Origin of the sequence: Streptomyces sp. NPDC051105, from assembly GCF_040682795.1 — a bacterium.
GTDB lineage: Bacteria > Actinomycetota > Actinomycetes > Streptomycetales > Streptomycetaceae > Streptomyces.
Genome location: NZ_JBFBBR010000010.1, coordinates 108,515 through 121,096, shown reverse-complemented (window position 1 = coordinate 121,096; position 12,582 = coordinate 108,515). Strand labels below are relative to the sequence as shown.

Genomic DNA, 12,582 nt, shown 5'->3' with positions numbered 1-12,582 from the left:
GGGCGGGAGTCGGCTCCCCGCAGACGGAGTGCCCACCTCCGTCAGACGGGCGCCGCCACTCCCTCGCCGAGCACGAAGCCGGGGTCGATCTGCGCCGCCAGGTCGGCCCCGGTGCGCTCGTTGCCCCACGACTGGGCGTTCTTCAGGTGGAAGTGGACCATCTGCCGGGTGTACCGCTCCCAGTCCCGCAGCTCGTACGTCGCGTCGGTGGCGACCTTGAGGGTGCGCAGGGCCCGGGAGTTGGCGTCCTCCAGGAGCTCGAACCGGGGCGGGCGGCCCTTCTCCATGGCACGTACCCAGTCCGAGTGCCCGACCGTGACCAGCAGGTCGTCCCCGACCTCCGCGCGGAGGAAGTCGATGTCGTCCTGCCCCTGCACCTTGTTGCCGACGACCTTCAGCACGACGCCGAAGTCCCGGGCGTATTCCTTGTACTGGCGGTAGACGGAGACCCCCTTCCGGGTTGGCTCGGCGACGAGGAACGTGATGTCGAAGCGGGTGAACATGCCGGAGGCGAAGGAGTCCGAACCCGCCGTCATGTCGACCACGACATACTCGTCGGGGCCGTCGACGAGGTGGTTCAGGAACAGCTCCACCGCTCCCGTCTTGGAGTGGTAGCAGGAGACCCCGAGGTCGGCGTCCGTGAAGGGCCCGGTGACCATCAAACGGACGGCGCCGCCGTCGAGTTCCACCGGGCGCGCACAGGCGTCGTACACCGCATTGGGCTCCCGTACCCGGACCAGCCGCGAGCCCTCGCCGGGCGGCGTGGTCTTGATCATCGTGGCGGCGGAGGCGATGCGCGGGTTGTTGCCGCGCAGGTAGTCCTTGATCAGGGAGAGCCGCTCGCCCAGCGCCGGCAGCGCCGCCGACTCCGTCTCGTCGAGGCCGAGCGCGGGGCCCAGGTGCTGGTTGATGTCGGCGTCGATGGCGACGACCGGTGCGCCGGCAGCCGCGAGGTGGCGGATGAACAGGGAGGAGAGCGTGGTCTTGCCGCTGCCGCCCTTCCCGACGAAAGCAATTTTCATGTTCACGAAGAGTAGTCTTGCGATAGCTGTATGTGCCGGGTGGAGTGAAGAAGACCACTCCTTCGTGGAGTGGCGGCCAGGGGATGCGTAGGGTCGTACTCATGAGTACGACACGTGCGACCGCCGATCCACTCGCGGCCCTGGGCTCGCTGCCCGGTGTGGCCGAGTCCGTGGAGTCCGTGCGCAAGGCCGTGGACCGGGTCTACGGCCACCGGGTCATGCGGCGCCGCAGCAACGCCGTCACCTCCGAGGCCGCCCTGCGCGGCGCCCGGGGCAGTGCGGCGCTGTCCGGTGCCGACTGGGCACTGGAGGAGGTCCGGCGGCGCTCCGACTTCGGTGGCGACGACGAGGCGCGCGTGGTGGGCGCCGCCCTGCGGCTGACCGCCGAGGCGGGCCAACTGCTCTCCATCTGGCGGCAGTCACCGCTGCGTGTGCTGGCCCGGCTGCACCTGGTGGCGGCCGCGACCGGCGCCGACGAGGTGGGTCGGCCGCGCAGGGCCGGTGAAGGCGTCGACGAGCCGCTGATCGAGCTGCCGCTGCCGGACGCCGACGAGGTGTCGGGGCGCCTCGACGGGCTCTCCGAGCTGATCATCGCGGGGAGCTCGGCGCCGGCGCTGGTGACGGCCGCCGTGGTGCACGGCGAGCTGCTCGCGCTGCGGCCCTTCACCTCGTACAACGGGCTGGTCGCGCGCGCCGCCGAGCGGATCGTCCTGATCGGCAGCGGCCTCGACCCCAAGTCGGTCTGTCCCCCCGAGGTCGGCCACGCCGAACTGGGCCGTGCCTCCTATCTGGCAGCCCTGGACGGGTACGTCTCGGGCACTCCGGAGGGCATGGCGGCCTGGATCGCGCACTGCGGTCGCGCGGTGGAGCTGGGCGCGCGGGAGTCGACCGCGGTGTGCGAGGCGTTGCAGCGCGGGGCGGCGTAACGCCCCTGGGGCGGTCGGAGGGCCGCCGAAACGGGTTGCGGCGGTACGAGTCCTCGTACCGCCGCTGGCATGTTCACCGGGTTACCAGGCGTCCTCGAAATGTCGCCCATCAGGTCGGGTACTTTGCCCGTCACCTGGTGCGGCTGGCCCGTAATCGACGGGTCGACGTCGCGTGGGTGCGCGGTGTCCATGCTGGGTCCGTGGGGCCAAATGCGTTTTAAAGGTGATCCTCTCGGATGTCCTTCGGTCTCGCGGGCCGCTAACCCCTTTGTACTGCAAGCCCGGAGCAAGCGGAACCCCTGCCTGCAGTTCTTTACTTTTAGGTTCAAAGACACGCTAAGCGGCACGAAAGGCGCGGTGCTCTTAGGCCGAACGGGTGGAAGAGGGAGGGGGGTGCCGGTTCAGGTGACCGGGTTCCGGCGCCGGCTCGCGTACCAGACCAGGCCCGCGGTGGCGGCCGCAGCTCCTATCGCGGCCGCGGCGACCAGGGCCGGGCGCGGGGGCGCGGAGATCCGCTGCTTGAGCCGGACCGGACGGTGGAAGTCCAGGATCGGCCAGCCGCGCCCGACTGCCTCGCGGCGCAGCGCCCGGTCCGGGTTCACCGCGTGCGGATGCCCGACGGCCTGGAGCATCGGCAGGTCCGTCGCCGAGTCGCTGTACGCATAGCTGCGGTCGAGGTCGTACCCCTCGGAGGAGGCCAGCTCCCGGACCGCCTCGGCCTTCGTCGGACCGTAGGCGTAATACTCCACCTCGCCGGTGTAGCAGCCGTCGTCGCCGACGACCATGCGGGTGGCCACCACCCGGTCGGCGCCGAGCAGTTCGCCGATCGGCTCGACCACCTCGGAGCCCGAGGTGGACACGATGACGACGTCCCGCCCGGCCCGGTGATGGGCCTCGATGAGGGAGGCGGCCTCGTCGTAGATGATCGGGTCGATCAGGTCGTGCAGGGTCTCGGCGACGATCTCCTTGACCTGCTGGACATTCCAGCCACGGACCAGCCCGGACAGGTACGCGCGCGTGCGCTCCATCTGGTCGTGGTCCATACCGCCGACCAGGAACACGAACTGGGAGTACGCGTTGCGCAGGGCCGCCCTGCGGTTGATCAGACCGCCTTGGTAGAACGACTTGCTGAAGGTGAGCGTGCTCGACTTCGCAATGACCGTCTTGTCCAGGTCAAAGAAGGCCGCTGTGCGGGGCAAGGAGTGGTTTTCCACGTCCCCGAGCATAGGCGCCCACCATTCGGCGTAAGGTGGGGCGCGTGGGTTTGCCTGAGAAGGCTCTCGGGTACACCATGGAAGTCACGGATCGTTCGCGACCGTGCTAACCCGGTCCGGCTCCTCCCCCCCCGAGTCGGCCGTGGAGACGACCCCCACTCTCCCCCCCGGTGGGGGTCGTCGCATGTCCGGACGGGTTTTTCCCCCGTCTTCTCTCTTCTCCGAGTCCTGAGATCTTGGTCGGGCGGCCGCTGCCGCCCCTTTCGCATACCCATGATCCGTCACTCTGAGTAGCTGTAGCGCTGCTCTGTGGAAGTCGCGCAGAGCCCAGAACGGGCCTCACCGGTATGGGGGACAGCGATATTCACAACCATCGAGTTGTCCACAGTTTTGGACCAAGATCCACACGATTTCCGGGTTCGCTGCACCGTGATTCCAGCGCGCTCCGTCGGCGGCGAGTTCTTGGCCGGTTCCGATTGCCGGGCGCCAATGGCCGGTTTCTGTCGGCCATGCATATGGAGGCCGCTTGCCGGTTCTTCACACGTATGGGAATCGCGTGGCCCCGGAGGCCGCGCACGAGAACGCAGCCAAGGGGGAAGCTCACGTGGCCGGAACTGTCACCCACGAACCACCGTCCGCCGCCCCGGGACGGCCCGGACGCCCGATGATCGTCACCGAGGACGCCGAACTCCTCGACGACCTGTTGCGCCTGTGCGCGGCGGCCGGCGCGAAACCCGAGGTCCACCACGGAGTGCCGGAGCGCGGCGGCTGGGAGTCCGCCCCGCTTGTCCTGGTCGGGGACGACGCCGCGCGCCGGGTGCGCGGGGCCGCGCGCCGACGCGGGGTGGTGCTGGTCGGCCAGGACCAGGACGACCCCGATGTGTGGAAACGCGCCGTGGAGATCGGCGCCGACCATGTCCTGATGCTGCCCGACGGGGAGCAGTGGCTGGTGGACCGGATCGCCGATGTCGTCGAGGGTGTGGGCCGCCCGGCCCTCACCGTCGGGGTGATCGGCGGCCGGGGCGGGGCCGGTGCCTCCACGCTGGCCTGCGCGCTTGCCGTCACCTCCGCGCGGGAGGGACTGCGCACCCTCCTCGTGGACGCGGATCCGCTGGGCGGCGGTATCGACGTACTCCTCGGCGCCGAGACCGCCGAGGGCCTGCGCTGGCCCGCGTTCGCCGCCTCCCGAGGCCGGCTCGGCAGCGGCGCCCTGGAGGAGTCCCTGCCGGAACTGCACTCGCTGCGGATCCTCAGCTGGGACCGCGGCGACAGCGTGGCCATCCCGCCGCCCGCGGTCCGCGCGGTGCTCGCCGCCGTCCGCAGGCGCGGCGGCGCGGTCGTCGTCGACCTGCCGCGCCGCCTGGACGACGAGGTCGCCGAGGTCCTCACCCAGCTCGACCTCGTCGTCCTGGTGGTCCCCGCCGAACTCCGCGCGATCGCGGCGGCCGGCCGGGTGGCGGCCACCGTCGGCATGGTTGTACGGGATCTGCGGGTGGCGGTACGAGGCCCGTACGCGCCGGGACTGGACGACCGCGAGGTGGCCCGGCTGCTCGGTCTGCCGCTGGCCGGCGAAGTGCCCGCCGAACCGGGCCTGTCCCGCCCCCACCGGAAACCACCGGGGTCCGCCGCCCGTGGACCGCTGGCCCGCTTCTGTAAGGGCTTCTGGGAGCGCACGCTCGTCGAGGCGGGTGGCGCATGAGGCCCGGCACCGCGGGCGCGGACGGCCCGGCCCTGCTCGACGGGGTCCGGCGCTGGCTGGCCGAGAGCGGCGCCGAACCGACCCCCGCGCGCGTGGCGCAGGCGCTGCGCGCACAGGGCCGGGTGCTCGGCGACGCCGAAGTCCTAGGCGCGGCCGAGCGACTGCGCTCCGAACTGGTCGGCAGCGGGCCCCTGGAACCCCTGCTCGCCGATCCCACGGTCACCGACGTCCTGGTGTCCGCCCCGGACCGAGTCTGGGTGGACCGCGGCGGCGGCCTGGAACTGACCCCGGTCACCTTCCCGGACGCGGCGGCCGTACGGCGCCTCGCGCAGCGGCTGGCCGCGGTGGCCGGCCGGCGCCTGGACGACGCGCGTCCCTGGGCGGACGCCAGGCTGCCCGACGGCACCCGACTGCACGCGGTCCTGCCCCCGGTGGCGGTCGGCTGCACCTGCCTGTCCCTGCGGGTGGTGCGACCGCGGGCGTTCACGCTCGACGAACTCGTGGCGGCCGGGACCGTGCCACCGGGCGGCGACCGGATCCTGCGCGCGCTCCTGGCGGCCCGGTTGTCGTTCCTGGTCAGCGGTGGCACCGGCACCGGCAAGACGACCCTGCTGAGCGCGCTGCTCGGCCTGGTGGGTTCGGGAGAGCGGATCGTGCTCGCCGAGGACTCGGCGGAGCTCAGGCCCGAACACCCGCACGTCGTACGGCTGGAGACCAGACCCGCCAACCAGGAGGGCGCCGGCCTGGTCACCCTGGAGGACCTGGTCCGCCAGGCGCTGCGGATGCGTCCCGACCGGCTGGTCGTCGGCGAGGTGCGCGGCTCCGAGGTCGTGCACCTGCTGGCCGCACTCAACACCGGGCACGAGGGCGGCTGCGGCACCGTGCACGCCAACGCGGCGGCGGACGTCCCCGCCCGCCTGGAGGCGCTCGGTACCGCCGCCGGGCTCGACCGGGCCGCCCTGCACAGCCAGTTGGCGGCCGCGCTGTCGGTGGTGCTGCACCTGGTACGGGACCGCACGGGCCGACGGCGCATCGCCGAGGTGCATGTGCTGGAGCGGGACCCTTCGGGGCTGGTGCGGACGGTACCGGCGCTGCGCTGGGGTGCGGAGGCCTTCGTGCGCGAGCCAGGGTGGGAGCGGCTGCGGGAGCTGTTGCGAAGTGACGTCAGTGGTCTGTGAGCCCGAAGTGATCTGAGCCATTTGCGGGTTCGAAGTGACCGGCTGGCCGTGGGTTCGAAGTGACCGGCTGGCCCCTGGGTTCGAGCGGCCGGCTGGCCCGGGGGCCTGAAGCGGCCAAGTCACCCGGTCCGAGGCGGCCGAGTCACCCGGTCCGAGGTGACCTGAAACGTCTGCGAGTTGGAAGGGGTTTGTGTGATGGGTGAGATGACGGTCGGCGCGGCCGTGGTGTGCGGCGGGGTCACGGCGTGGCTCCTCGCCGAACGGCAGCGCGAGGTACGGCGGGCGCGGCTGTTGCTCGCGGGGGGCGGGGCGATGGCCGCCGGACCGCCCTCCTGGGAGCGGACGGTCGGGGAGCTGCGGCGCCTGTGCGGCCGTTGGCGGAGTGAGTGGTGGGCCTTGACCGTCGGTATCGCGCTGGCCCTGCTCGCCGCCTCGGTGCTTCCGGTCCTCGCGGGGGTGGCCGGGGTGCCGGTGCTGCGCCGGCTGCGGCTGGCCCGGCAGGCGAGGCGGGTCCGGCAGGCGCGCGCCGACGCGGTGATCGTGCTGTGCGGGGCGCTCGCCGGGGAGGTGCGCGCGGGACGGCAGCCCGGTGAGGCGCTGCTGCGGGCCGCCCGGGACTCCGGTGGGCTGGGCGAGGCCCAGGCGGCCGTGGTCGCGGCGGCACGCTTCGGCGGGGACGTGCCGGGCGCGCTCGCGACGGCCGCACGCCAGCCGGGCGCCGACGGCCTGCTGGGACTCGCGGCCTGCTGGCGGGTGGCCGTCGACCAGGGCGCCGGGCTCGCGGCCGGCCTCGACCGCCTGGACGCGGCCCTGCGCGCCGAACGGGACCAGCGCGCAGACCTGCGCGCCCAGTTGTCCGGCGCCCGGGCCACCGCGGTGCTGCTCGCCGCGCTGCCCGCCCTCGGCCTCCTGCTCGGCTCGGCCATGGGCGCCGACCCGCTGCGTGTACTGCTGCACACCGGGGCCGGGCTGGGCTGCCTGGTCGTCGGAGCGGCGTTCGAGGGCGCCGGGATGTGGTGGGCGGCCCGGATCGTGCGGGGAGCTGAGTCGGCATGAGCGCGGAAGTTGTCCACCGGCTGGGGATGACGGTCGTGGCGCTGCTGGCCCTGGGCTGGGCGGCGTGGTGGCTGGAGCGGGCCAGGCGCAGGCGCTGGGCCCGGCGCAGGGTGGCCGGAGTGCTGGCCCTGCAGATGCCGGAGCGGCGGTCCGACGTCGGCGGTGCGGTCCGCGGGTGGCTGCCGGCGGTCGGTGCGGTGTGCGGCGGCTGGGTGCTGGTCGGTGGGGTCGTCGGAGCGCTGCTGGGGCTGGGCGTCGCCGTGGGGCTGTGGCAGTGGCGGCGCCGGGAGGGGGACGCGGGACGGGCGGCGCAGGCAGAGGCGTCCCGGGCGGCGCGCCAACTCCCGCTCGCCTCCGACCTGCTGGCCGCCTGCATCGCAGCCGGGGCGGGTCCGGTGGTGGCCGCCCAGGCAGTCGGCGAGGCGCTCGGCGGACCCGTCGGGGAAGGGCTCGCGCGGGGTGCGGCGGAGGTCCGGCTGGGCGGTGAACCGGCCGAGGCCTGGCGACGGTTGGCGGCCTTGCCGGGTGCCGCCGCCCTTGCCCGGCTGCTGGAGCGCGCGGACGAGTCCGGGCTGCCGGCGGCCACCCCGGTCGCGCGGCTTGCCGCGGACGCCCGCGCGGAGTGGGCGAGAAGCGCGACCACGCGTGCGCGGCGGGCGGCCGTGCTGATCTCCGCGCCGGTGGGGCTCTGTTTCCTGCCCGCGTTCATCGCGGTCGGGGTCCTGCCCGTGGTGATCGGGCTGGCGGGCGGGGTGCTGCGAGGGGGTGGTGGATGACACGGGGGCGACGACGGGCCGTCAACAGGAACTGATCACTGGATTCAAGGGATTCAAGGGAGTCGAGATGTACCAGAAGATGCGTAAGTTGCTGCGCGGGGACGCGGGAATGGTCACGTCCGAGTACGCGATGGGGATCATCGCCGCCGTCGGGTTCGCGGCGGTCCTCTACGCGGTCGTGACGAGCGGACAGGTCAGTGCGGAACTCCAGAACATCGTGAAACGAGCCCTCAGTGCGCGGATGTGAGCAAGTACGCGGGGCGGACCGCGGGTTCGTGACGGCGGAGGCGGCCGTGGTGCTGCCGGTGCTGGTGGCGTTCACGATGGCGCTGGTGTGGGGGCTGCTCGTGATGGCCGCCCAGATCCGGTGCGTGGACGCCGCCCGCACCGGGGCGCGGGCCGCCGCGCGGCAGGACGCCGAGGACGCGGTGGTCACCGTGGCGAAGCAGGCGGCGCCGGACGGGGCGACGGTCACGATCGGCCGGGAGGGCGACCAGGTGCGGGTGACCGTGGCGGCGCGGCCACCGCTGCTGGGCGGGTTGCCGTTCCAGGTACGGGAGTCGGCGGTCGCGTTGGCGGAGGAGGCGGGGCCGTGAGACGCCGGTATTCGGATCGAGGGTCGGCCACCGTCTGGAGCGTGGGCGCGATCGGCGTCCTCTGCGTGGTGTTCGGCGTGGTGCTCGGGCTGGGGCAGGTTGTCGTGGTCCGGCACCGCGCGGCCGGGGGTGCCGACATGGCGGCCCTCGCCGCCGCGGATCACTGGGCCGAGGGGACCACCGCGGCCTGCGCCCGGGCGGACCGGGTGGCGAGGGCGCAGGGTGCACGGCTGACGCGGTGCGTGATCGTGGGGGACGTCTCGGATGTGACGGCTGCGTCGGGTGGTGGGCCGTTCACGGCGGAGGTCCGGGCCAGAGCGGGCCCCACCGCCGCTAGCCCTCCTCCGGCTTCTCCTCCGGCGCCCCCTGCAGCAGCACCGTGAGGAGCCGTACCGCCCCCCGCTTGTGCAACGGATCGTTTCCGTTCCCGCACTTGGGCGACTGGATGCAAGAGGGGCACCCGGCGTCGCACTCGCACGCGGCGATCGCCTCCCGTGTGGCCGTGAGCCACGCGCGGGCCGTGTGGAACGCGCGCTCCGCGAAGCCGGCGCCGCCCGGGTGGCCGTCGTAGACGAAGACCGTCGGCAGCAGCGTGTCGGGGTGCAGGGGGATCGACACGCCGCCGATGTCCCAGCGGTCGCAGGTCGCGAAGAGCGGGAGCAGGCCGATGGAGGCGTGTTCGGCGGCGTGCAGGGCGCCCCCGAGGATCTCCGGGTTGATCCGGGCCTCGTCGAGCTGGTCCTCGGTGACGGTCCACCACACGGCGCGGGTGCGCAGTGTCCGAGGAGGGAGATCGAGTTTCGTCTCGCCCAGCACCTCGCCGGTGATGAGCCGGCGGCGGAGAAAGGAGACCACCTGGTTGGTGACCTCGACGGAGCCGTAGCAGAGGCGGCCGTCGCCCCAGGGGATCTCGGTGTCGGTCTCCAGGACGGAGATGGCCGTGGTGTCGCGGGCGACCGTGGAGTACGGCGGGTCCGCCTGCTCGACCAGCGCCACCGAGTCCTCCAGGTCCAGGGACCGAACGAGGTAGGTGCGGCCCTGGTGGAGGTGGACCGCGCCCTCGTGGACGGTGGAGTGGGCGGCGCTCGCGTCCACCGTGCCGAGCAGCCGCCCCGTGCCCGCCTCGACGACCTGCACCGGGCGGCCGCCCTCGCCGCGGATGTCGGTCAGGTCGGCGGCCCGCTCCCGCCGGGTCCAATGCCAGGCCTTGGTACGGCGGCGCAGCAGCTTCGCGGCCTCCAGCTGCGGCAGCAGGTCCTTGCAGGCGGGACCGAACAGGTCGAGGTCGTCGTCGGTGAGCGGGATCTCGGCCGCGGCCGCGCACAGGTGCGGGGCGAGGACGTACGGGTTGTCGGGGTCGAGGACCGTCGATTCCACCGGTTGGTCGAACAGGGCCTCGGGATGATGGACGAGGAACGTGTCCAGCGGATCGTCGCGGGCCACCAGGACCGCGAGGGCGCCCTGCCCGGAGCGGCCCGCGCGACCCGCCTGCTGCCACACAGAGGCCCTCCTGCCCGGGTACCCGGCGATCAGTACGGCGTCCAGCCCGGAGACGTCCACGCCCAGCTCCAGGGCCGTGGTGGCGGCAAGTCCGAGGAGTTCCCCGGAGTGCAGCGCGCGTTCCAGGGCGCGCCGCTCCTCGGGGAGGTAGCCGCCGCGATAGGCCGCGACACGCCGGGCGAGGGAACGGTCTACCTCGGCGAGTCGTTCCTGGGCGATGAGGGCGATCAGCTCGGCGCCGCGCCGGGAGCGCACGAAGGCCACCGACCGCACGCCCTGCACGGCGAGGTCCGTCAGCAGATCGGCGGTCTCGGCGGTGGCGGTACGGCGGACCGGGGCGCCCTTCTCGCCGTGCAGCTCGGTCAGCGGCGGCTCCCAGAGGGCGAAGACCAGCTCGCCGCGCGGGGAGGCGTCCTCGGCGATCTCCACGACCGGCAGCCCGGTGAGACGGCGGGCGGCGACGGCCGGCTCGGCGGCGGTCGCGGAGGCCAGCAGGAAGACCGGGGAGGCGCCGTAGCGGGCGCACAGGCGGCGCAGCCGGCGCAGCACCTGGGCGACGTGCGAGCCGAAGACGCCCCGGTAGGTGTGGCACTCGTCGATGACGACGTACTTGAGCGACTTCAGGAAGGAGGACCAGCGGGCGTGCCCGGGAAGTATCCCGCGGTGCAGCATGTCCGGGTTGGTGAGCACGTAGTTGGCGTACTGGCGGATCCACTCCCGTTCCTCGTACGGGGTGTCGCCGTCGTAGACCGCGGGCCGTACGGCGGCACCCAGCGGTTGTGAAAGTTCCTTCACCGATCGGCACTGATCTGCCGCCAGTGCCTTGGTGGGAGCCAGGTAGAGGGCGGTGGCGCCGCGGCCGTTGGGCGCCTCGGAACCGTCCAGGAGGGTGGAGAGGACCGGCACGAGATAGGCCAGGGACTTGCCGGAGGCGGTGCCGGTGGCGACCACCACCGAGTCGCCGTCCAGGGCGTGCTCGGCGGCCAGCGCCTGGTGTTCCCAGGGGTGCTCGATGCCGCCCGCCTGCACGGCGGCGACAACCTCCGAACGAATCCGGTCAGGCCAGACGGCATGCCGACCCGCCCGCGGGGGCAAGTGCTCCGTATGAGTGATGCGCGAAGCCCGGCTCGGCCCGGAGGCGAGCCGGCCCAGGACCGTGCCCGGAGAGAACCCGGACGCGGCCGGAACCGAGGGTCGATCGGATCGGTGATTTATGGCCATCGGGACCGAGTGTGTCACTGGCGTGACGGACAATGGGGCCAAGGCGTCGTGCACGCCTGCCGGTAAGTGATTGAATGCCATCGCGGCTGGCGTACCGTCCCGGGGGCCGCAAGCCGAGGTGTCCCAAGGGGCGACCCGCTCGATAGCAAGGTGCTGGAGGATCCGTGGACCTGTCCCTGTCGACCCGTACCGTCGGCGATCGCACGGTCGTCGAGGTCGGTGGTGAAATCGACGTATATACCGCGCCAAAGCTGCGCGAGCAGCTGGTCGAGCTGGTGAACGACGGGAATTTCCACCTCGTCGTTGACATGGAGGGCGTGGACTTCCTCGACTCCACCGGGCTCGGCGTACTGGTCGGCGGCCTGAAGCGGGTGCGAGCCCATGAGGGCTCACTGCGCCTGGTCTGCAACCAGGAGCGCATTCTGAAGATCTTCCGAATCACCGGCCTCACCAAGGTGTTCCCGATCCACACCTCGGTCGAGGAAGCGGTGGCGGCCACCGACTGACCCGGGCCGGCCGACGGCTTCCGGACCGCCGATCGGTCCGCGCCGTCCGGTCGGCCTCCGACACGGGCTCGTACAGAGCAGTACGCAGCCCCGTGTCGCCCCCGCCCGCGCGGGCCCGCGTGCTCGTGCCGGCAGCCGTTCACGGGCCGCAGGCCCGTGGCGGACGCAATTCATCGGGGGGCCGGGTTTTCGGCGATCCGGCCCCCTACCGCACGCCCGTAGTTCCGAGGGGGACGTATGGCCACCGTTGAACTCCGCTTCAGCGCGCTGCCCGAGCACGTCCGCACCGCCCGACTGGTGGCGGCGGCGGTGGCACGCAGGGCCGGAGTGGACGAGGCCGTCCTGGACGAGGTCCGGCTGGCCGTCGGCGAGGCCTGTTCCCGCGCTGTCGGTCTGCACCAGAGCGCCGCTATCACCGAGCCGGTGCGGGTGGCGCTGATCGAGGATGAGAAGCAGTTCTCCATCGAGGTCGGCGACGAGGCACCCCGTTCCGCCCCCGTCGACCGGGCGACCGGTGCGGCGCCGGACGCGGACGTGGAGGCCGAGGAGGACGAGATGGGCCTCGCGGTCATCAGCGGTCTCGTCGACGACGTGGAGGTCACCGCCGGGGAGCACGGCGGCCTGATCCGCATGACCTGGCCGACCACCCCGCCCGGAGTCGCGCTCACCTGAGAGTCACCCGACGTGAGAAGGGTCCTGCTGAGCAGGGCCCTTCTTCTTATTTTCCGGCGGATGTCAGCCGGTCGCCGAAATCGTGAAAGAATTCACGATCAATGTTCCGGCGGATCGCCTGATAATTTGATCAAGCGCCGAATAGGCCAGTGGTGATCGTCAATGCTTTTAGAGCGTTACCACTTTCGGGTTCGTCGGCGTGACCTCGATCATTTG

At 72.5% G+C, this 12,582-nt stretch carries 13 protein-coding genes; 10 read left to right on the top strand and 3 right to left on the bottom strand.

Annotation, left to right across the window (positions count from 1 at the left end; all coding sequences use genetic code 11):
- Positions 1 to 41: 41 nt before the first annotated feature.
- Positions 42 to 1,022 carry an ATP-binding protein gene (locus AB0N16_RS24960; RefSeq protein WP_365800213.1) on the bottom strand — a complete coding sequence of 327 codons (981 nt, stop codon included), beginning with the start codon at positions 1,020 to 1,022 and terminating at the stop codon, positions 42 to 44.
- A 101-nt stretch (positions 1,023 to 1,123) separates the two neighbouring features.
- Here AB0N16_RS24960 and AB0N16_RS24955 point away from each other — a divergent pair, with 101 nt between their 5' ends.
- Positions 1,124 to 1,948, top strand: coding sequence for an oxidoreductase (locus tag AB0N16_RS24955; protein ID WP_365800211.1), 825 nt, complete (start codon positions 1,124 to 1,126; stop codon positions 1,946 to 1,948).
- A 401-nt stretch (positions 1,949 to 2,349) separates the two neighbouring features.
- Here the strand turns inward: AB0N16_RS24955 and AB0N16_RS24950 are convergent, their stop codons facing one another.
- Positions 2,350 to 3,174 (bottom strand): HAD family hydrolase, encoded by an 825-nt coding sequence (locus AB0N16_RS24950; RefSeq protein ID WP_365800209.1) that lies wholly within the window; start codon positions 3,172 to 3,174, stop codon positions 2,350 to 2,352.
- A gap of 592 nt (positions 3,175 to 3,766) precedes the next feature.
- On the opposite strand from AB0N16_RS24950, the gene ssd reads away from it, so the two are divergent.
- From ssd to AB0N16_RS24915, 7 genes are all read left to right on the top strand, one after another.
- Positions 3,767 to 4,861 carry a septum site-determining protein Ssd gene (gene ssd / locus AB0N16_RS24945; RefSeq protein WP_365800208.1) on the top strand — a complete coding sequence of 365 codons (1,095 nt, stop codon included), beginning with the start codon at positions 3,767 to 3,769 and terminating at the stop codon, positions 4,859 to 4,861.
- Positions 4,858 to 6,039 carry a TadA family conjugal transfer-associated ATPase gene (locus AB0N16_RS24940; protein ID WP_365800206.1) on the top strand — a complete coding sequence of 394 codons (1,182 nt, stop codon included), beginning with the start codon at positions 4,858 to 4,860 and terminating at the stop codon, positions 6,037 to 6,039. Before ssd ends, AB0N16_RS24940 begins: the two co-directional genes overlap by 4 nt.
- 204 nt (positions 6,040 to 6,243) lie before the next feature.
- Positions 6,244 to 7,095 carry a type II secretion system F family protein gene (locus AB0N16_RS24935; RefSeq protein ID WP_365800625.1) on the top strand — a complete coding sequence of 284 codons (852 nt, stop codon included), beginning with the start codon at positions 6,244 to 6,246 and terminating at the stop codon, positions 7,093 to 7,095.
- Positions 7,092 to 7,871, top strand: coding sequence for a type II secretion system F family protein (locus tag AB0N16_RS24930; protein WP_365800204.1), 780 nt, complete (start codon positions 7,092 to 7,094; stop codon positions 7,869 to 7,871). The genes AB0N16_RS24935 and AB0N16_RS24930 overlap by 4 nt, the downstream gene beginning before the upstream one ends.
- A 67-nt stretch (positions 7,872 to 7,938) precedes the next feature.
- Positions 7,939 to 8,118, top strand: a complete 180-nt coding sequence (locus AB0N16_RS24925) for a DUF4244 domain-containing protein (RefSeq protein ID WP_365800202.1) — start codon at positions 7,939 to 7,941, stop codon at positions 8,116 to 8,118.
- A 28-nt stretch (positions 8,119 to 8,146) separates the two neighbouring features.
- Positions 8,147 to 8,467, top strand: a complete 321-nt coding sequence (locus AB0N16_RS24920; protein ID WP_365800200.1) for a TadE family type IV pilus minor pilin — start codon at positions 8,147 to 8,149, stop codon at positions 8,465 to 8,467.
- On the top strand, positions 8,464 to 8,850 hold the full coding sequence (locus AB0N16_RS24915; RefSeq protein WP_365800198.1) for an Rv3654c family TadE-like protein: 387 nt from the start codon (positions 8,464 to 8,466) through the stop codon (positions 8,848 to 8,850). The genes AB0N16_RS24920 and AB0N16_RS24915 overlap by 4 nt, the downstream gene beginning before the upstream one ends.
- On the opposite strand, the gene AB0N16_RS24910 is transcribed toward AB0N16_RS24915, so the two are convergent.
- Positions 8,801 to 11,269 carry a DEAD/DEAH box helicase gene (locus tag AB0N16_RS24910; protein ID WP_365800196.1) on the bottom strand — a complete coding sequence of 823 codons (2,469 nt, stop codon included), beginning with the start codon at positions 11,267 to 11,269 and terminating at the stop codon, positions 8,801 to 8,803. The genes AB0N16_RS24915 and AB0N16_RS24910 overlap by 50 nt on opposite strands.
- Positions 11,270 to 11,352: 83 nt before the next feature.
- On the opposite strand from AB0N16_RS24910, the gene bldG reads away from it, so the two are divergent.
- Both bldG and AB0N16_RS24900 read left to right on the top strand, forming a co-directional pair.
- Positions 11,353 to 11,694, top strand: coding sequence for an anti-sigma factor antagonist BldG (gene bldG, locus AB0N16_RS24905; protein ID WP_010986038.1), 342 nt, complete (start codon positions 11,353 to 11,355; stop codon positions 11,692 to 11,694).
- Between the two features lie 237 nt (positions 11,695 to 11,931).
- Positions 11,932 to 12,366: an ATP-binding protein gene (locus AB0N16_RS24900; protein WP_365800194.1), complete on the top strand. Its 435-nt coding sequence runs from the start codon at positions 11,932 to 11,934 to the stop codon at positions 12,364 to 12,366.
- Positions 12,367 to 12,582 lie beyond the last annotated feature (216 nt).

Excerpts from the sequence above, each read along its gene's own strand:
- AB0N16_RS24935 (WP_365800625.1), top strand. The coding sequence starts at position 6,244 with ATGACGGTCGGCGCGGCCGTGGTGTGCGGCGGGGTCACGGCGTGGCTC.
- AB0N16_RS24900 (WP_365800194.1), top strand. The coding sequence starts at position 11,932 with ATGGCCACCGTTGAACTCCGCTTCAGCGCGCTGCCCGAGCACGTCCGC.
- AB0N16_RS24940 (WP_365800206.1), top strand. The coding sequence starts at position 4,858 with ATGAGGCCCGGCACCGCGGGCGCGGACGGCCCGGCCCTGCTCGACGGG.
- AB0N16_RS24950 (WP_365800209.1), bottom strand. The coding sequence starts at position 3,174 with ATGCTCGGGGACGTGGAAAACCACTCCTTGCCCCGCACAGCGGCCTTC.
- AB0N16_RS24910 (WP_365800196.1), bottom strand. The coding sequence starts at position 11,269 with ATGGCATTCAATCACTTACCGGCAGGCGTGCACGACGCCTTGGCCCCA.
- AB0N16_RS24955 (WP_365800211.1), top strand. The coding sequence starts at position 1,124 with ATGAGTACGACACGTGCGACCGCCGATCCACTCGCGGCCCTGGGCTCG.
- AB0N16_RS24960 (WP_365800213.1), bottom strand. The coding sequence starts at position 1,022 with ATGAAAATTGCTTTCGTCGGGAAGGGCGGCAGCGGCAAGACCACGCTC.
- AB0N16_RS24925 (WP_365800202.1), top strand. The coding sequence starts at position 7,939 with ATGTACCAGAAGATGCGTAAGTTGCTGCGCGGGGACGCGGGAATGGTC.
- AB0N16_RS24930 (WP_365800204.1), top strand. The coding sequence starts at position 7,092 with ATGAGCGCGGAAGTTGTCCACCGGCTGGGGATGACGGTCGTGGCGCTG.